The organism is Aeromonas sp. NJAU223, assembly GCF_051125555.1.
GTDB classification, from domain to species: Bacteria; Pseudomonadota; Gammaproteobacteria; order Enterobacterales; family Aeromonadaceae; genus Aeromonas; species Aeromonas veronii_G.
The window spans coordinates 2,842,096-2,860,706 of record NZ_CP144204.1; the positions used below are offsets into that span (position 1 = coordinate 2,842,096).

The window sequence follows — 18,611 nt, forward strand, 5'->3', positions numbered from 1 at the left end:
TTTACCCGTTGGCGCCTCAATTTGACAGGTGATTCTAGTCAGATAAAAGCAAACCACCAAGCCGCTGGCTCCCCCTGCCCGCCTTTATTCAGGGCGGGAAACTGACAGAGCCATCATCAATAAGTGATTGATACAACATAACATTTAGCTAACACCTTCATCGGATTGTCATCCAATTTCACTAAAAGTGTCATCCGGCCCCTCTAGGCTGCGCTCAGGTTTTACAAGGAGCGAACCCCAATGAGAAAGATGGCAGGACTTGCATTGATGATCGGCGCCGCCCTGGCCGCTGGCTGCAATTCCACAAACGACAGCAATCCCCCCGAACCCCGCGCCAAGAACGTGATCTTCTTCCTCGGCGATGGCATGGGCCTCAACACCCTGACCGCGGCCCGTATCTACGGCGTCGGTGAAGAGGGGGATCTCACCATAGACACCCTGCCGGAGACGGCCTTCATCAAGACCTACTCCCACGATGCCCAGGTCACCGACTCGGCCCCCTCCATGGCGGCCTACATGACCGGGGTCAAGAGCAACAACGGCGTCATCAGCATGGACAGCGACGCCACCCAGGAGGCCGACTGCAACCAGAGTGCCGGCAAGCCGGTCACCACCTTGCTGGAGCTGGCCAAGGCTGACGGGCGCGGCACCGGCATCGTCACCAGCACCCGGGTGACTCACGCTACCCCGGCCGCCACCTATGCCCACATCTGCAACCGGGATCTGGAGGCAGACATCGCCGCCCAGCTGGTTCCGGGTGGCGCCGGCTACAACGGGGCCCTGAAAGAGGGGCTGGACGTGGTGCTCGGGGGCGGCAGCAGCTTCTTCCTGCCCACCGCCGACAAGGGCACGCGCACCGATGGTCGCAACCTGGTGAGCGAGATGCAGGCCAAGGGCTACCAGTTTGCCAGCACCCTCGACGAGCTGAACCAGGCCGATGCCAGCAAGCCGCTGCTGGGATTGTTCGGTTCGAGCCACATGAAATATGACCTGGACAGACCGGCCAGCGAGCCTTCCTTGAGCCAGATGACACTGGCTGCCATCAAGCAGCTCCAGGGCAAGGAGAAGGGTTACTTCCTGATGGTGGAAGGGGGACGCATCGATCACGCCCTGCACGACACCAACGCCAAGCGCGCCCTGCAGGACACCATCGCCTTCGATGACGCCATCAAGGCCGCCATCCTTGAGGTGAAGAAAACCGACCCCGAACTGCAGAATACCCTGATCGTGGTCACCGCCGACCATGACCATACCCTGGTACTGAACGGCTATGCCAAGCGTACCGGCAAGACCACTGCCAGCAACCCGGGCGTGCTCGGGCTGGTGAAGAACTACACCGATGGCGAACCCAGCAAGGACGCCGACGGCATGCCTTACACCATCATCGGCTTTGGCAACGGCTACAACCGGGTAGAAGGCCCGCGCAGCAGCGTGGCCGCCCTCGATGACGCCACCGTCTCCGCCGACGATTACCACCAGGAGGTGGTGGTCAGCACCGGCGACATCGGCAACGAAACCCATGGCGGCACCGACGTCTTCCTCGGCGCCATCGGCCAGGGAGCGGACAGCTTCCACGGCTCTCTCGATAACACCGCCGTGTTCGGCAAGGTCAAGGCTGCGGCCAAGCTGTAAGGAGCATTCTGATGAAATCAGCCATGAATAAAACCCTCGTCTGCACCGCCCTACTGGGAGCCCTGGCGGGCCAGGCCCAGGCCAGCGACGCCAAGAACGTGATCCTCTTCATCGGTGACGGCATGGGTCCCACCGTCCTCACCGCCACCCGCCTGTTCAAGGTCGGTGAAGAGGGGGATCTGGAGATCATGAAACTGCCCCGTAGCGCACGCATCAAGACCTTCTCCAACGATGCCCAGACCACGGATTCGGCCCCCTCCATGGCGGCCTACACCACGGGCGTCAAGATGAACAACGAGGTCATTGCCATGAGCAGCGATACCCAGGCCGTGGCGCCGGGCAAAGATGTGAATGGCAACAAGGGCGTCAACAACTGCACCAGCGACAATGGCACCCCGGTGCCCACCCTGCTGGAGCTGGCCAAGGCGGCGGGCAAGTCCGTCGGCGCCGTCACCACCACCGAGCTGACCCACGCCACCCCGGCCGCCACCTACTCCCACATCTGCCACCGGGATGCAGCCTATGCCATCGCCGAGCAGGCGGTGCCGGGCGGCGCCGGTTTCAACACCGCCCTCGGGGATGGGGTGGATGTACTGCTGGGGGGCGGTGCCAATCACTGGACCCCTTATAGTGCCAGCAACAAGGGGGGCCGCGCCGATGGCCGGGATCTCACCGCCGAGCTCAGTGCCCAGGGTTATCAATACGTCACCACCCAGAGCGATCTCGCCAAGGTGCAAAACGGCAAGGTGCTGGGGCTCTTCAGTGCCAAGTCACACCTCGACTACGAGCTGGACCGGGTCGCCAAGGGCGCGGCCAACACCCAGCCGTCCCTCTCCGAGATGACCGCCAAGGCGATCGATCTCTTGAGTCAGAACAGCGAGGGCTACTTCCTGATGGTGGAAGGGGGACGCATCGACCACGCCCTGCACGCCACCAACGCCAAACGGTCGCTGACCGATGCGGTGGCTCTGGACGAAGCGGTGAAGACGGCATTGGCCAAGGTGGATCTCGCTAACACCCTGATCGTGGTCACCGCGGATCACGACCACACCATGACCATCAACGGTTACTCCGCCAAGGGCAACCCCGTGCTGGATCTGGTGAAAAATGAGGATGGTTCGACCCAGAACGACGCCCAGGGCAAACCCTTCACCACCCTGGTGTTCGGCAACGGCCCTACCCGTCACGACGTTCGCCCCATCCTCACCAGCGATCAGGTGATGGCGGATGACTATCTGCAGGAGACCGGCGTCAAGCTCGGCTCCGAGACCCACGGCGGCGGAGATGTCATGTTGTTCGCGGGCGGTGCCGGCAGCGACCGCTTCAAGGGCACCCTCGACAACACCCGCGTGTTCGGCAAGTTGCGGGAGGCGCTCGGTCTGTAAACGGCAGGGGCCAGCCGATAAACGCTGGCCCCTGCTCTTTCGAGCGATGCTTATGATTCGACTCTTGTTTCCTCTCTGGCTGCTCGCCAGCCCCGCGATAAGCCAGGCCTACTTCGACGACGTTCCGGACTTGGCCACCCGCATCAGCTACCAGAACCGGGTGACCGGTGCCGATGGCATCGCCCGGGAGAGCCACTGGCAAGAAAAATGGATGCGGGTCGGCAACCAGGTGTGGAGCCAGCGGCTCATCCCCATTCCCCTGGCCCGCGCCTATCACGCCACCCATGACGCCAATCCGGGCCACAAGCATTTCACCCACCAGATGGCAGCCCGCTGGGTCAGCCAGAGCGACGAGGGCCTGCAACTGCGCTACGCCGACGCCTGGCACAACCAGTTGGTGGACGTTCCTCCCGAGGAGTACGGCCAAGTCGGCTTTACCCCCAATTGGGACAAGATCCGCTATTTGGTGGATCCGGCCCTGCTGCAGGGCATGACGCCACTGGACGAAGCGGCCCCCGCCCAGGCCCTCTGGTATGAGAAACGCGAGGGCAAGCAACGCACCCGCATCCTCTGGTCCAGTCAGTGGCAACTCCCCCTGGTGGTGGAGTCCGCGAGCCTGGATGGTTATCGCAGTTACCGGATGGAAGTGACCCCGAAGTCACTGCCAAAGACCTTGCCCTGGCAGCAGCTCGATGGCTACCAGGCGCTGGATCTGCGGGACTTCTTCGATTAGCGGATAAGCACGCCCCGGTACGCCTGCCCAGCATCATGATACACTCCCGCCATTCTCTGTCGGGCCCTTGCTCATGTCGCTGCGCACTCTGCTTTTATCATGCTCGTTCTGGCTGCTGGTGCCTTGCGCCGGCGCCGTGACCGTCATCGCCGGACAGGTGCCCCCCTATGTCATCCAGTCGCAACAGGGGGCGCCGAGCGGCATGGTCATCGAAGTGCTGGAAGAGGCGGCGCGCCGACTGCATGAACCCCTGCACATCGAGCTGATGCCCATGGCCCGCGCCGTGGAACAAGCCAGATACCGGGCGGACGTCCTGCTGGTGCCCCCCGTCAAGAGCCCCCAGCGCGCCCCCCGTTTTCTCTGGATAACCCCCTTGCTGGACGAGGCTTTCGTGCTAGTGACGCACCGCCACCATCACCCCGCCCCTGTCACGGTCGGTGAACTGCCCTCCCTGTCACTCGGCGCCATGCGCGGCTCTTATGGCCATAGCCTGAGCCGGACACTGCCCGAGCAGCGGGTCGAGACGGTCGCCGAGGAGCTCAACAACGCCAACAAACTGGCCCGTGGGCGCATTCAGGTCTGGGCCGTGGCCTGGAATACCGCCCGCTATGCCCAGAGACAGGCGGGCCTGCCCCTCAATGACCTGGTGCGGGGTGACACCTTGCAGACCACGCCGCTCTACCTGGCCGCCCATCCCGGTTTTCCACCCAAGGAGGCGGCGCGCTGGCGTCAGGTCATCCATGAGATGCGAGCCGACGGGACGCTAGCCCGCATCCTCAAGCAGTACGACTACCAGACCCCCTGACATTGCCAAAGCCTGTGGGAATGGTTATGGTATCCACATGAAAGCACTCATGATTTTTTCCAGTCCGCTCACACCCCGTTGAGCCCCCGCCCTCGCCCTGCAGCGCGAGTCGCTCGGGGGCATCGCGCTTGCGATCTCGTTACACAATCCCGATTTATCTCTCGACCAGCTTGCCCGTCATCCTGGTCTTGTCAGCCATTGATAAGGAATGCCCTATGAAACAGCCACATCTCGTGATTTCCAGCCTGGATCTCGATCGTATCGAGCAACTGCTCGGTAACCACCCCCAGCACCTGGCCCTGCAAGAGGAGCTGGATCGCGCCGAGATCCGTGAACCCGCCGACATGCCGCCGGACGTGGTCACCATGAACAGTACAGTTCGCTTTAAAATGCAAAATAACGACAGTGAATTCTGCCTAACTCTCGTTTATCCGAAGGATGCACTTGGTGACGAGACCAAGATCTCGGTGATGGCGCCGGTCGGCAGCGCCCTGCTCGGGCTGAAGGTCGGTGACAGCATCGCTTGGCCGGGCCCCGCCGGTCGCACCATCCAGGTGGAGATCCTGGACGTGGTCTATCAGCCCGAGCGCGCCGGCGAGCTGCACCGCTGATCACCCAGGCGCCCTTCCCCCCTGTGGAAGGGCGTACCGCCTGATCCGGATCAAACTTCCCACCCGTCCGGTCACTTATCTTGCTCACCGTTTGCCCTTTCCCTTGAGCCAAGGTGGCACCACGGGTATCTTGTTGGCCGCGCCAGCCCTGGCCACAGCTTCAGGCCGACACCATGATAAACATTGCCCTCATCGACGATCACCAGATAGTCCGCTCCGGCTTCGCCCAACTGCTCAACCTGGAACCCGATCTGCGGGTCGTCGCCGAATTCGGCTCGGCCGATGCCGCCCTCGCTGGTCTGCCCGGCAGCGGCGTCCAGCTCTGTGTGTGCGACATCTCCATGCCGGACGGCTCAGGGTTGGAACTGCTCAGGCAACTCCCCTCCAGCCTCGCCGTGGTGATGCTGTCGGTGCACGACAGCCCGGCCCTGGTGGAGCAGGCCCTGCAGGCGGGAGCCAAGGGGTTTCTCTCCAAGCGCTGCAGCCCGGATGAGCTGATCGCCGCGGTGCGCACCGCCGCCCGGGGGGGCTGTTACCTGACCCCGGACATCGCCCACAAGCTCGCCTGCAACAGCCGGGATCCCCTCACCAACCGGGAGCGGGAGGTGGCACAACTGCTGGCCCGCGGGCTGGAGGTCAAGGCCATCGCCGAGCAGCTCGGCCTCTCCCCCAAGACGGTGCACGTACACCGCGCCAACCTGATGGACAAGCTCAAGGTCAGCAACAACGTGGAGCTGGCCCACCGCATGCTGGACAGCTGGTGATCCCCCGTCTCGCCAGCTATGCCGCCATCTCGCTGGCGGCCAGCTTCATCTTCGCCGCCGGCTGGTTCTGCCTCTGGAGCATCGGCCTGCACCTGGTGGAGCACCCGGCCCTGGCGGTATTGCTGTTTCCGTTCGGTTTGCGGCTCGGACTGCTGCTGCAAAGCCCGCTCCCCTACTGGCCGCCGCTGCTATTGTGCGAGGCCCTGCTGCTCTACTGGCTCGACAGGGAGGTCGGGATCCCCCTGTGGCCATGGATAGAAGCCGGCAGCCTGCTCACCCTGGTACCCCTGCTCATCGCCCGTCGCCAGCCGGTGCGCAACGACTGGCAGCAACTGCTGGTGCTGCTCGCCACCGTCACCGTGGCGGCCCTGCTGCAATCCCTGCTCTGGCATCTGGCCGGGGAGGCGGCGCTCACCGCCCTGCTGCTGACCCTGACCGGCGGGCTCACGCTCACCTCCACCTGCATGCTGATCTGGCACTATCTCACCCGCGCCACCTGGGTGCCCCTCGGCCCCGCCCTCATCGATCAGCCAGTGGACTGGCGCTTTCGTCACCTGTTCTGGTATCTGCTGCTGTTCGTGCTGAGCCTGGGGTTGCAACTCGGCCTGCCGGACTCCCTGGTGCGCTTCACGCCGTTCTGCCTCGCCATTCCCATCATGGCCATGGCCTGGCGCTACGGCTGGCAAGGCGCCCTGCTCGCCACCCTGATGAACACGGTGGCGCTGATGGCAGGCCAGGCCTGGCACGAGCACCCGCTGGATCTGCTGCTCTCCCTGCTGGCCCAGAGTCTGACCGGTCTGCTGCTCGGCGCCGGGATCCAGCGCCAGCGAGAGCTCAACCAGGCACTCACTCAGCAGCTCGCCCACAATCGCCAGCTCACCGAGCGATTGCTGGAGACCGAAGAGTGCATCCGCAAAGAGGTGGCCCGGGAGCTGCACGACGATATCGGCCAGACCATCACGGCCATTCGCACCCAGGCGGGCATAGTGCGGCGTCTCGCGCCGGACAACCCCGGTGTCGGCCAGAGCAGCGCCCTCATCGACACCCTATCGCTCGGCATCTATGACGCGGTGCGCGGCCTGCTCGGTCGCCTGCGCCCCCGTCAGCTCGACGACATGAGCCTGGAGCAGGCGGTGCAGGGGTTGCTGCGGGAGCTGGAACTGGAGCGCCGCGGCATCGTCACCCGCCTCGAGTGGCGGCTCGGAGACAGCGATCTCTCCGATGCCCAGCGGGTCACCCTGTTTCGGGTCTGCCAGGAGGGGCTCAACAACGTGGTCAAGCATGCCAACGCCAGCTCGGTGCGCATCCAGGCCTGTCAGCAGGGTGGCCAGCTGCTGCTGCAACTGGAAGACGACGGCTGCGGTCTGCCCGAACACGCGCCCCAGGGTTATGGCCTGCTCGGCATCCGCGAGCGGGTGCAGGCGCTCGGGGGCAGGCTGCAGCTCTCCTGCCTGCACGGCACCCAGCTGACGCTCTCGCTGCCCAGCCGTAAACGGGAGGCGCCGGATGCGTGACCTTAGACGCCCACGCAGGACTCCTTCATGCTGAATTTCATCAAGAGTCATCCTCCCGCACCGCCGCTGCGGGACAAACGCGAGATAGACGCCACCTATCGCCACTGGCGCATCCACCTGCTGCTGACCATGTATCTGGGCTATGCGGTCTTCTATTTCACCCGCAAGAGCTTCAACTTCGCCATGCCGGAGATGCTGGCCCAGGGTCTGCTGGACAAGGCCGACATCGGCCTGCTCGGCACCCTGTTCTACCTCACCTACGGGGTGTCCAAGTTCCTCTCCGGCATCATCAGCGACCGGGCCAACCCCCGCTATTTCATGGGTATCGGACTGATGGCGACCGGGGTCATCAACATACTGTTCGGGCTGTCGTCATCGCTGTGGCTGTTCGCGGCCCTGATGGCGGCCAACGCCTTCTTCCAGGGCTGGGGCTGGCCTCCTTGTTCGAAGCTCCTCACCAGCTGGTATTCACGCACCGAACGCGGCGCCTGGTGGTCGGTCTGGAACACGGCGCACAATGTGGGCGGCGCCCTCATTCCCCTCATCGTCAGCACCATCGCCCTGCAACATGGCTGGCGCTACGGCATGATAGTGCCCGGCCTCCTCGCCATTGTGGCGGGGCTCTTCCTCTGCTGGCGGCTGCGGGATACCCCGAGCACCCTGGGGCTGCCCACCGTGGGACAGTGGCGAAGCGATGCGCTGGAAATCGCCCAGCAGACCCAGGATACCGGTCTCACCCCACGCCAAATCCTGCGCAAATACGTGCTCGGCAACCCCTATATCTGGCTGCTGGCCTGCTGTTACGTGCTGGTCTATGTGGTGCGTACCGCCATCAATGACTGGGGCAACCTCTACATGACGGAGCAACGCGGCTTCAACCTGATGAGCGCCAATTCCGCCATCTCCATGTTCGAGGTGGGAGGCTTCATCGGCGCCCTGGTGGCGGGCTGGGGATCGGACAAGCTGTTCAACGGCAACCGGGGTCCCATGAACCTCATCTTCGCGGTGGGGATACTGCTCTCGGTGGGCTCCCTGTGGCTGATGCCCTTCTTCAGCTATGTGATGCAGGCGGCCTGCTTCTTCACCATCGGCTTCTTCGTGTTCGGGCCCCAGATGCTGATCGGCATGGCGGCCGCCGAGTGTTCCCACAAGGACTGCGCCGGAGCCGCCACCGGCTTCGTCGGCCTGTTTGCCTACATGGGGGCGGCGCTGGCGGGCTATCCCCTGGCCCGGGTGCTGGAGATCTGGCACTGGAATGGCTTCTTCGTGGTGATCTCGGTAGCGGCCGGGGTCTCGGCCCTGCTGCTACTCCCCTTCCTCAAGGCCCAGGCGCCGAGGCTCCCCATCACAGCCCTGAGCTGAGCCGTGACACGTCCTCCTCCACAGGCAGGACGTCGTCATCAAGGGATAGCCACCACCCGACTGCCAGTGTCATCCGGCGACACAATACGGGTGAAACAAGCTCGTTTGATCCCCGCAAGCCGGGGGAAAGTGGCACAAAACGACCTCGACGGCGTTTTGCACTTGAACCCGCGCGCTTAGATAGATATGTTGTTTTCGTGTGCTTTTATGAGTCAAGCCACGAGGGAAAAGTGCGACTAACTTATTGAGTCTTCTAGCACAATCAAGTTTTGGTACATTTTTCACTCAGCAGACCATTCATAGAATCTCATATGGGGCTTTTGCCCGACCCAAGACAATAATCCTGTCTTGCCTGTTGCCGGATGCAGCAGTCTCTTGTGCCATGGAGTCGCACGGGAGCAGGTTCAAGGCCGAACACACTTTCGACAGAGACGTCACCGATATGATCAAAAAACTCATTCTCTCTACCCTGCTGCTGTGCGGGCTGGCCAACGCCGCTCCCAGCTCAACCCTGGACGCCGTGCTGGAGCGCGGTGTACTGCGGGTCGGCTTCGACGCCGGCTATCAACCCTTCGAAATGACCAACAAGCAGGGCCAATACATCGGCTTTGACGTGGATCTCGCCAAGATGGTCGCCAAGGAGATGGGCGTGAAGGTGGAGTTCGTCAACACCGCCTGGGACGGCATCATCCCCGCCCTCTTGACCGACAAGTTCGACGTCATCATGGGCGGCATGACGGTCACTCCCCAGCGCAACCTACGCGTCAACTTCGCCGATCCCTACATCGTCGTCGGCCAGACCATCGTCCTGCGCAAGGACAAAGCGAACGAGATCAAATCCTTCCAGGACTTGAACGATCCCAAATACAAGATCGCGGTCAAGCTCGGCACCACCGGCGAACAGGCGGTCAAACGCATGATCCCGAAAGCTACCCTGCTGCAGTTTGAAACCCAGGATGACGCCAAGCTGGAAGTGATCAACGGCAAAGTCGATGCCTTCATCTATGACCTGCCCTACAACGCCATCTTCGCCTCCCAGAATGCCGGCGCCGTGGTGCACCTGGACAAGCCGTTCACCTTCGAGCCGCTGGCCTGGGCCATCCGCAAAGGCGATCAGGACACCCTCAACTGGTTCAACAACTACCTGCGCCAAATCAAGGGTGACGGCAGCTACGACCGTCTCTACAAGAAGTGGTTTGAATCCACTACCTGGCTCAACCAGCTCAAATAACACCTCTCAAGGGGCGGTCCGCCGCCCCTTCACGCAGACCCCCACACAATAACGACAAGAGAGGTTGTGACAGTGATCAACCCCAAACCCGCAAGACAGATGGAAAAACAACCCAATCAGCTGCTCTGGCAAGGCGTTTTCCTGCTGATGCTGCTGGCCGCCATCTTCGGCATCTACAAGGCCGTACAGGCAGTGGATTACACCTGGCGCTGGGAACGTATTCCCCAATACATCGCCTACCAGGCCGAACAGAAACATTTCGCCGAATTTGATGGCACCGTGGTCGCCGAGAAGGGTCAGCTCTTCCTGCAAGACGATGCCGATGCCAGCCGTCGCCAGGCCATCGCCCCCCAGGGTGCACAAGTGGCCGAAGGGGATACCATCTTCCTCGGTGATACGCTCGATTCCCAACTCAGCTGGACCGCCGGCCCCATCGCCTGGGGCGTCTGGGTCACGGTCAAACTCTCCCTGGTGGCCGGAGTCTTCGCCATCCTGCTCGGCACCCTGGCAGGCCTGGCCCGACTCTCCCCCAACCCCGCCCTGCGTAACCTGGCGGTGACCTATGTGGAGCTTATTCGCGGCACCCCACTGCTGGTGCAGATCTTCATCGTCTACTTCTTTATCGGCACCGTATTGAATCTGGATCGCTTCACCGCCGGGGTGGCGGCGCTGGCGGTGTTTACCGGTGCCTATGTGGCGGAAATCGTGCGAGCCGGCATCAGCTCCATCCACAAGGGGCAGATGGAGGCAGGCCGCAGCCTCGGCATGACCTCGGCCCAGACCATGCGTTACGTGATCCTGCCCCAGGCCTTCAAGCGCGTGCTGCCGCCGCTGGCGGGCCAGTTCATCAACCTCATCAAGGACTCCTCCCTGGTCTCCGTCATCTCCATCACGGATTTGACCAAGGCCGGACGCGAGGTGGTGAGCTCCACCTTCAGCCCGTTCGAGGTGTGGTTCACCGTGGCCCTGCTCTATCTGGTGCTCACCGGTACCCTCTCCTTCCTGGTCCGCCGTCTCGAGGTGAAATATGCGAAAAGCAACTGATATGCAAACCCGACCGCTGTCGAGACACCTTGCCCACACCTTCCTCGTCCATCCGCTGGAGGTGACACATGCAGAAAGCCACTGATCCCATCATCAAGGCGACGGGCGTCGAGAAGTTTTACGGCAGCGAGGTCCATGCTCTCAAGAACGTCAGCACCCAGGTAGCCGAGGGGGAAGTCGTGGTGATCGTGGGCCCGAGCGGCTCGGGAAAATCCACCTTCCTGCGCACCCTCAATCAGCTCGAAACCATCAACGACGGCCACATCGTCGTGGACGGCATCAGCCTGACCGAGCCCGGGGACGTGAACAAGCTGCGGGAAGAGGTGGGCATGGTGTTCCAGTCCTTCAACCTCTTCCCCCACCTCAGTGTGCTGGACAACATCAGTCTGGCCCCCCAGAAGGTGCGCGGCCTCTCCCGAAAGGAGGCGGAGGAGAGAGCCAAGGCGCTGCTGCTCAAGGTCGGACTCTCCAACAAGGCCCAGAGCTACCCGTCCCAGCTCTCCGGTGGTCAACAGCAACGGGTGGCCATCGCCCGGGCGCTGGCCATGCAGCCGCGCATCATGCTGTTCGACGAGCCCACCAGCGCGCTGGATCCCGAGATGGTGGGGGAGGTGCTCGACGTGATGAAGGGGTTGGCGAAAGAGGGCATGACCATGGTGGTGGTGACTCACGAGATGGGCTTCGCCCGCGAGGTCGCCGACCGGGTGCTGTTCATGGAGAGCGGCGAGTTGTTGGTGGATGAGAAGCCCGGCGATTTCTTCGACAATCCCCCTTCCCCGCGCCTGCGCCAGTTCCTGAGCCAGGTGCTGTAACACGGCATCGCCGAACACCACAGAGGGAGCCTTGGCTCCCTCTGCCTTATGCACCAGCCCATCATCCGCCGCGCTGGCCCCATGAAATGTTAATGAAATTTTACATTCATTCGGTATGCTGGGAGCCAACTGGTCCAACCGGATGGCTGACATGGATGTCCAACTACTGCTGCTCTACCTCTCCCCCCTCTTCCTCGGCTTTGTCGTCTGGGAGATGCTCTACCTGCGCAAGCATGGCACCGCCTTTCCGAGCGCCGCTTATCAATGGCGGGATCTGTTCGCCAACGCCTCCCTGGCGCTGATGCACCAAGGAGGGGATGCACTGGCGGCCATCGCCATCGCCTATCTCTACGACGGCCTCTGGGGCTGGCGCCTGTTCGACATCGAACTCAATGTCTGGAGCCTGCTGCTGCTCTTCCTGCTGCAGGATCTATGCTATTGGCTGTTCCACTTCGCCAGCCACCATGTGCGCTGGCTCTGGGCCTCCCACGTGGTGCATCACAGCTCGGAGCGCCTCAACCTCTCCACCGCCTTTCGTCAGAGCCTGATGTATCCGGTCTCCGGCATGTGGCTGTTCTGGATCCCCATGATCCTCATCGGCTTCCCGCCCGAGGCCGTAGTCGCCACCGTGCTGCTGAGCCTGGGCTTTCAGTTCTTCGTTCACACCCAGGTGGTCGGCAAGCTGGGCTGGCTCGAGGCGCTCTTCAACACCCCCTCCCACCACAGGGTGCACCACGCCAGCAATGCCAAGTACATCGATCGCAACTTCGCCGGCGTGCTCATCATCTGGGACAGGCTGTTTGGCACCTTCGTGGAAGAAGACCCGGCCGAGCCATGTCGCTTCGGCATTACCAAGCCCATCCACAGCTTCAACCCGCTCACCCTCACCTTCCACGAGTGGCGCGACATGCTAAGAGACGCCCGTGGTCTACCCTGGCGGCAAAAACTCGCGGTGCTGTTCGGTAAACCAACCGGCCCATCCGCCTCCTGAGCCGGTTCAGCGTTGGAAAGAAATGAGGCCACCCAAGGGTGGCCTCATCACAACGAAGTCAGCTGGCGGCTCAACGCCCGGCCAGTACCCGCTTGGTCTGCTTGACCCAGTCGGACACTCGCCCCTGCTGGGAGTAGCCTTGCCAGATCTGCTCCCACTGGGCCGGGCTCAGGGGACGACCCAGTCTGCGCTGCACCCCGGCGTAGAGGTAATCGTGGGCCGTGGTACGGGCCTGGGCCGAGGTGAGGAACTTGGAGACGGGATCCGTCAGGCGCACGTCTCGCATACCGAGCAGGGGATAGTCGCTGTGCACCGCCGCCAGCATGGTCTCGCGCATGGCCGACTCGATGTAACCCCGGGCAAACAGGGCCGTCACCGACTCGAGCGACCCTTGATCCGGACCATGGTACTCCTCGTCGAACACCGGATTCGGCTCCGCCACGGCGCTTTGCACCACCGCATCGGGATCGGGCTGGGGTGCCACCACGGCAGCCTTGGGGGCGGCGGGTTTGGGAGTGGCGGCTGGCTTTTGCGGCGCGCTCTGGCTACAAGCCCCGAGGGCAAGGGCCAGGGCCACACAGCCAAGGGCACGGGAATAAGACGGCATCTTCATGACTCCTGAACGACCTTCTCGGTCACTATGGTTTCCATTCATGGGTTCCACTTGGCCAGGCAGCTTGTCGCCCGGCCCCTGCAAGGGGTATGCGCGCATAATATCGAAAAATGGCCCATACAGGGCCATTTTTATCCACCGGCATGAGTGTCCGCCACTCAGGCTGCCGGGTGTGACTCTTGCGGCAGCTTCTCGGCGGCAATGGGTTCGACCCGGGTCACCAGCAGCTGATCGATCTTGTAGCTGTCGATGTCCACCACTTCGAACTTGTAGCCCGCGTACTTCACCGAGTCGGTGCGCTTGGGGATCTTGCGCAGCATGTACATGATGAAGCCGGCGATGGTCTCGTAGTTCTGGTTCTCCGGGAACTCCTCGATGTCGAAGGCTCGCATCACGTCGGAGATGGGGGTCACCCCGTCTACCAGCCAGGAGTTCTCGTCCCGCTGGACGATCTGCTCTTCCACCACGTGGGTGGCCCACTCCCCCATCACTGTGCTCATCAGGTCGTTCATGGTGACAATCCCGACCACCAGAGCGTATTCGTTCATCACCACCGCAAAATCGCCACGATGATTCTTGAAGTACTCCATCGCCTCGTAGAGGTTCAGGGTATCGGGGATGATGATGACGTTCTGCACCAGGGAGCCGCTGTTGAGATCGATGCTCTGACCGCTGATGACGCGGATCAGCAGCTCTTTCGCATCGACGAAGCCCTTGATGCTGTCGAGGTTGTGGTCACAGACCAGGAACTTGTTGTGAGGGTGCTCGGCGATCTTCGCCTTGATGCTCTCCTCCCCCTCCTGCAGGGTGAAGTAGATGAGGCTTTCCCGCGCCGTCATGGCGGAGGTGACCCCGAGGGATTGCAGCTCGAACACGTTCTCGATGAGTTGATGTTCCTCACGCTGGATGACGCCGGCCTCGGCGCCTGCATCCATCACCGCATAGATGTCGTCAGAGGTGATCTCGTCGTTGCGTACCATGGAGACGCGCAGCAGACGGAACAGGCCGTTCGCCATGCCGTTGAACAGCCACACCAGCGGCATCAGCAGGGTGACGCACAGCATCATGGGGCGCACGACGATGACGGCGACCCGCTCCGGCATGGTCATGGCGAGGCGTTTTGGCATCAAGTCCGCTATCAGGATAAACATGCCGGTGACGAACACGAAGGAGGCGGCCGAGCTTATCTGGGAGAGCCAGGGGCCCTGATAAAACTCGGAGACAAGCGCCTTGATGGCGGGGTTCAGGGCCGATTCCCCCAGGATACCGCCGAGGATGGCGACGGTATTGAGGCCAATTTGCACCACGGTAAAGAAGTTGCCCGGCTGGGCCTGCAGCGCCAGCACTTTTTCGGCATGGCGGTTGCCCTCGTCGGCCATCACCTGCAACTTGATCTTGCGGGAGGCGGCGAGAGAAATCTCGGAGAGAGAGAAGAACACGCTGCTGGCGACCAGCAACATCAGTAAAAACAGACTATCGGCAAAACTCATGATTGACCTATTGCGACAGCCGCCTTGACACAAGACGGCAAACTGGGCCCGGGAGACCGGGCCGTGAGTCCATCCGGGACTCACACAGGGGCCATATTCTAGCAGATAAAGCCCCGTCCGGGGGCGTTATCTTAAGATGCCACTCAATGCAACAAAAAAGGCGCTTTACGCGCCTTTTTATTCACTCCTTGCTCAATGCTTGCCCAGCAAGTCACTCAGCTCGTCCGCCTTGGTATGGCGGACATCCTTGCCCTTGACGTAGTAGACGATGTATTCGCAGATGTGCTGGCAGCGATCGCCGACCCGCTCGATGGCCCGCGCCGCCCACAGCACGTTCAGCACCTGGGGGATGGTGCGGGGATCTTCCATCATGTAGGTCATCAGCTCGCGGATGATGGACTCGTACTCCCGGTCCACCTTGTCATCTTCCTTGTAGACGATGATGGCGGCGTCCAGATCCATGCGGGCGAAGGCATCCAGCACGTCGTGCAGCATCTTGATGGTGCGGCGCCCCATGTTCTCGAGCGACACCAGCGGCGGCTGCGGCTTGTTGGCGTTGTCGGTCAGCATGCGGGCTATCTTGTCCGCCACGTCGCCGATCCGCTCCAGATCCGTGATGGTCTTGATGATGGCCATCACCAGACGCAGGTCGGAGGCGGTGGGCTGACGCTTGGCGATGATGCGGGTGCACTCCTCGTCGATGGCCACTTCCATGGCGTTGACCTTGTGGTCGTTGGCCACTATCTTGCGCGCCGCATCCAGATCCTGGGTGTGAATGGCGGCGATGGCGTCGGTCAGTTGCTGCTCTACCAGGCCCCCCATCACCAGCACCTGATTGCGAACGTTCTCCAGCTCGGCATTGAACTGACCGGAGATGTGTTTATTGAGGTTCATATTATCCATACGAGTAATCCTTGATGCTCCGATTATGCCTTAGCCGTTGAACCGACTGCCAATCTGTTCCTGATATTCATGCGCTTCATGGCCCATGCCCCTGTTCCCTGCGACGACCTTAGCCATAACGACCGGTGATGTAGTCTTCGGTCTTCTTCTTGGCCGGGGTGGTGAAGATGGTATTGGTGTTCGAGTATTCGATGAGCTCGCCCATGTACATGAAGGCGGTCTGATCCGACACCCGCGCCGCCTGCTGCATGTTGTGGGTCACGATGACCACGGTGAACTGGCTCTTGAGCTCGTTGATCAGCTCCTCGATGGTCAGGGTGGAGATGGGGTCCAGTGCCGAGGTCGGTTCATCGAGCAGCAGGACTTCCGGCTCGATGGCGATGGCACGGGCGATGACCAGACGCTGCTGCTGACCACCGGAGAGACCGAAGGCATTGTCGTGTAGACGATCCTTCACCTCTTCCCATAAGGCCGCGCCGCGCAGGGAACGCTCGGCGGCTTCATCCAGGGTGCGTCTGTCGTTGATGCCCTGCAGGCGCAGACCATAGACCACGTTCTCGTAGATGGACTTCGGGAAGGGGTTCGGACGCTGGAACACCATGCCCACCTGACGGCGCAGGGCGGAGACGTCCACGCTCTTGTCGTAGATGTTGTGGCCATGCAGCTGGATCTCCCCTTCGATGCGGCAGATATCCACCAGATCGTTCATCCGGTTGATGCAGCGCAGCAGGGTGGATTTGCCGCAACCGGACGGGCCGATGAAGGCGGTCACCTGCCCTTTGGGGATCTTCATGTTGACGTTGAACAGCGCCTGCTTGTTGCCGTAGTACAGGTTGAGATCCTTGACCTCGAGGGCGGTCTGCTCCGGACTCAGGTTGAGCAGGTCGGTCGCGGTGTGCTGGGTCGAGTTCGGTGTTACGTTGATCATCTGTTGCCTCAAATCGTTTCAAGGTGGCCGGAGCAATTCCAGCGACCGTTTCATGGGTTGCTCTGGATGGCGGCCCCTGGGCCGCACATCGCCAATCTCAGTCTGGGTCAGCCGGATCAGTGTTCCAGCGACCGGAATTTCTCGCGCAGGTGGTTACGAATACCGATGGCGGTCAGGTTCAGACCGACGATCACCGTCACCAGCAGGAAGGAGGTAGCGTAGACCAGGGGGCGCGCCGCCTCGACGTTCGGGCTCTGGAAGCCGACATCATAGATGTGGAAACCCAGGTGCATGAACTTGCGCTCAACGTGCAGGTACGGGAAGTTGCCGTCCATCGGCAGCGTCGGAGCAAGCTTCACCACCCCCACCAGCATCAGGGGGGCCACTTCCCCGGCCGCCCGTGCAATGGCCAGGATGAGGCCGGTCATGATGGCCGGGCTCGCCATGGGCAGCACAATGCGCCACAGGGTCTCGGCCTGGGTCGCCCCCAGAGCGAGGGAGCCCTGACGTATGGTACTCGGGATCCGGGCCAGCCCCTCTTCGGTGGAGACGATCACCACCGGCAGGGTCAGGATGGCCAGGGTCAGGGCCGACCAGATGACGCCGGGGGAGCCAAAGGTCGGGCTCGGCAGCGCTTCCGGGTAGAACAGCTGATCCAGGGAGCCGCCCAGGGTGTAGACGAAGAAGCCCAGGCCAAACACCCCGTACACGATGGACGGCACACCGGCCAGGTTGATCACCGCGATGCGGATGATCTTGGTCAGGCTGTTCTTGCCCGCATATTCGTGCAGGTAGACCGCCGCCACCACCCCTAGGGGGGTCACGATGATGGCCATCAGCAGGACCATGAAGACGGTGCCGAAGATGGCCGGGAAGACCCCGCCCTCGGTGTTGGCCTCACGAGGATCATCGGAGATGAACTTGCCTATCTGATGGAACCAGTGTCCCACCTTGGCCGGCAGGCTCATGTCGTTAGGCCAGACCACGTCCAGCACCTTGGACATGGGCATGGTCACCAGCTCGCCGCGCATGTCCTTGACGGTGATGCTGTCTCTGTCTGCCTGGGTGCGCAGGGAGAAGAGCTCCTTCTCCAGCACCTGGTAGTTGTCGTTCAGTGCCTTGCGCTCAGCCTCCATCTCGGCCTTGAGTGCATCGGTCAGCTGGCCTTCCAGCTCGGCCTTGCGTTCCTTGAGGCGCAGCCGCTCCAGCTGGTAGTTGATGCTGCCGATGTCACCCTTTTGCAGGTCATTGGCTTTCTCGGACAGCGCGTTGGCGCGCTCCAGCACCCGGATGAGGGCGGGATGCAGATCCTGGCTCAGCGCCTTGCCATCCTCCTTCACCCCGACGATGTAGCCGTAGAAGTTGCCGTTGGTGGTGCGCTCGACCATGGCGAGCTCAGCCGGCTGGGTCTGGGACTGGATGTCCGTCTCCAGGATCCAGCGAAAATCGAGGTCGACGAACTCCCGGTTGCCGGTCTTGACCAGATAGCGGGTCAGCAGCTCGCGCTCCTCCCCCTCCAGAGCCAACCCGGCTGAACGCAGCCGCTCCACCGGTACCAGCTCGCGATCGTTGATCTCGCCGATGAGCACGCTCTTGTTGCCCTGCTCATCCTGCAACTGCCATTCATAGATGGGGTGAGGCCAGAAGTAGACCAGACCACGCCAGCCTATCAGCAGCAACAGGCCCAGTACGGCAACCAGACTCAGGCTGACGGCACCGCCGGTCATCCAGATCCAGGGGGCCCCTGATTTAAACCACTTACCCATTGTCGATTCCTTGTCCATGACAGAGTC

The 18,611-nt window shown here is 62.1% G+C and carries 17 protein-coding genes; 12 read left to right on the forward strand and 5 right to left on the reverse strand.

The window, feature by feature from the left end:
* Window positions 1–240 precede the first annotated feature (240 nt).
* From VZC39_RS12875 to VZC39_RS12930, 12 genes are all read left to right on the forward strand, one after another.
* Window positions 241–1,632, forward strand: a complete 1,392-nt coding sequence (locus tag VZC39_RS12875; RefSeq protein WP_434662998.1) for an alkaline phosphatase — start codon at window positions 241–243, stop codon at window positions 1,630–1,632.
* Window positions 1,633–1,643: 11 nt separating this feature from the next.
* A complete protein-coding gene (locus tag VZC39_RS12880) occupies window positions 1,644–3,017 on the forward strand; it encodes an alkaline phosphatase (RefSeq protein ID WP_434663001.1) in 1,374 nt (457 codons plus the stop codon).
* A gap of 52 nt (window positions 3,018–3,069) precedes the next feature.
* Entirely contained in the window at window positions 3,070–3,750 is a 681-nt protein-coding gene (locus VZC39_RS12885) for a hypothetical protein (RefSeq protein WP_434663003.1), read from the forward strand.
* Window positions 3,751–3,823: 73 nt separating this feature from the next.
* Entirely contained in the window at window positions 3,824–4,555 is a 732-nt protein-coding gene (locus VZC39_RS12890) for a substrate-binding periplasmic protein (RefSeq protein ID WP_434663005.1), read from the forward strand.
* Window positions 4,556–4,770: 215 nt separating this feature from the next.
* Window positions 4,771–5,166 carry a nucleoside diphosphate kinase regulator gene (rnk, locus tag VZC39_RS12895; RefSeq protein ID WP_434663006.1) on the forward strand — a complete coding sequence of 132 codons (396 nt, stop codon included), beginning with the start codon at window positions 4,771–4,773 and terminating at the stop codon, window positions 5,164–5,166.
* A 173-nt stretch (window positions 5,167–5,339) separates the two neighbouring features.
* Window positions 5,340–5,930 carry a transcriptional regulator UhpA gene (uhpA, locus tag VZC39_RS12900; protein ID WP_349918449.1) on the forward strand — a complete coding sequence of 197 codons (591 nt, stop codon included), beginning with the start codon at window positions 5,340–5,342 and terminating at the stop codon, window positions 5,928–5,930.
* Window positions 5,927–7,444 (forward strand): signal transduction histidine-protein kinase/phosphatase UhpB, encoded by a 1,518-nt coding sequence (gene uhpB, locus VZC39_RS12905; RefSeq protein WP_434663008.1) that lies wholly within the window; start codon window positions 5,927–5,929, stop codon window positions 7,442–7,444. Before uhpA ends, uhpB begins: the two co-directional genes overlap by 4 nt.
* Window positions 7,445–7,471: 27 nt before the next feature.
* Window positions 7,472–8,806, forward strand: coding sequence for an MFS transporter (locus tag VZC39_RS12910; RefSeq protein WP_434663009.1), 1,335 nt, complete (start codon window positions 7,472–7,474; stop codon window positions 8,804–8,806).
* Between the two features lie 442 nt (window positions 8,807–9,248).
* Window positions 9,249–10,037 carry a transporter substrate-binding domain-containing protein gene (locus tag VZC39_RS12915; protein WP_349918453.1) on the forward strand — a complete coding sequence of 263 codons (789 nt, stop codon included), beginning with the start codon at window positions 9,249–9,251 and terminating at the stop codon, window positions 10,035–10,037.
* Between the two features lie 99 nt (window positions 10,038–10,136).
* Window positions 10,137–11,081, forward strand: coding sequence for an amino acid ABC transporter permease (locus tag VZC39_RS12920; RefSeq protein WP_349918455.1), 945 nt, complete (start codon window positions 10,137–10,139; stop codon window positions 11,079–11,081).
* 68 nt (window positions 11,082–11,149) lie between these two features.
* Entirely contained in the window at window positions 11,150–11,893 is a 744-nt protein-coding gene (locus VZC39_RS12925) for an amino acid ABC transporter ATP-binding protein (RefSeq protein ID WP_349918456.1), read from the forward strand.
* A 151-nt stretch (window positions 11,894–12,044) separates the two neighbouring features.
* Window positions 12,045–12,884: a sterol desaturase family protein gene (locus VZC39_RS12930; protein ID WP_434663012.1), complete on the forward strand. Its 840-nt coding sequence runs from the start codon at window positions 12,045–12,047 to the stop codon at window positions 12,882–12,884.
* A 70-nt stretch (window positions 12,885–12,954) separates the two neighbouring features.
* Here VZC39_RS12930 and VZC39_RS12935 read toward each other — a convergent pair whose 3' ends face one another.
* The 5 genes from VZC39_RS12935 to pstA all read right to left on the reverse strand — a co-directional run bounded on the left by VZC39_RS12935 (window position 12,955) and on the right by pstA (window position 18,584).
* Entirely contained in the window at window positions 12,955–13,497 is a 543-nt protein-coding gene (locus VZC39_RS12935) for a hypothetical protein (RefSeq protein WP_349918459.1), read from the reverse strand.
* Between the two features lie 158 nt (window positions 13,498–13,655).
* The gene (locus tag VZC39_RS12940; protein ID WP_434663015.1) at window positions 13,656–14,987 is read right to left on the reverse strand and encodes a hemolysin family protein; all 1,332 of its coding nucleotides are present in this window, start codon (window positions 14,985–14,987) and stop codon (window positions 13,656–13,658) included.
* A 192-nt stretch (window positions 14,988–15,179) separates the two neighbouring features.
* Window positions 15,180–15,890: a phosphate signaling complex protein PhoU gene (phoU, locus tag VZC39_RS12945; RefSeq protein ID WP_349918461.1), complete on the reverse strand. Its 711-nt coding sequence runs from the start codon at window positions 15,888–15,890 to the stop codon at window positions 15,180–15,182.
* A 109-nt stretch (window positions 15,891–15,999) separates the two neighbouring features.
* Window positions 16,000–16,818 carry a phosphate ABC transporter ATP-binding protein PstB gene (pstB, locus tag VZC39_RS12950; protein WP_349918462.1) on the reverse strand — a complete coding sequence of 273 codons (819 nt, stop codon included), beginning with the start codon at window positions 16,816–16,818 and terminating at the stop codon, window positions 16,000–16,002.
* A 116-nt stretch (window positions 16,819–16,934) separates the two neighbouring features.
* Entirely contained in the window at window positions 16,935–18,584 is a 1,650-nt protein-coding gene (gene pstA, locus VZC39_RS12955; RefSeq protein ID WP_349918463.1) for a phosphate ABC transporter permease PstA, read from the reverse strand.
* Between the last annotated feature and the right edge of the window lie 27 nt (window positions 18,585–18,611).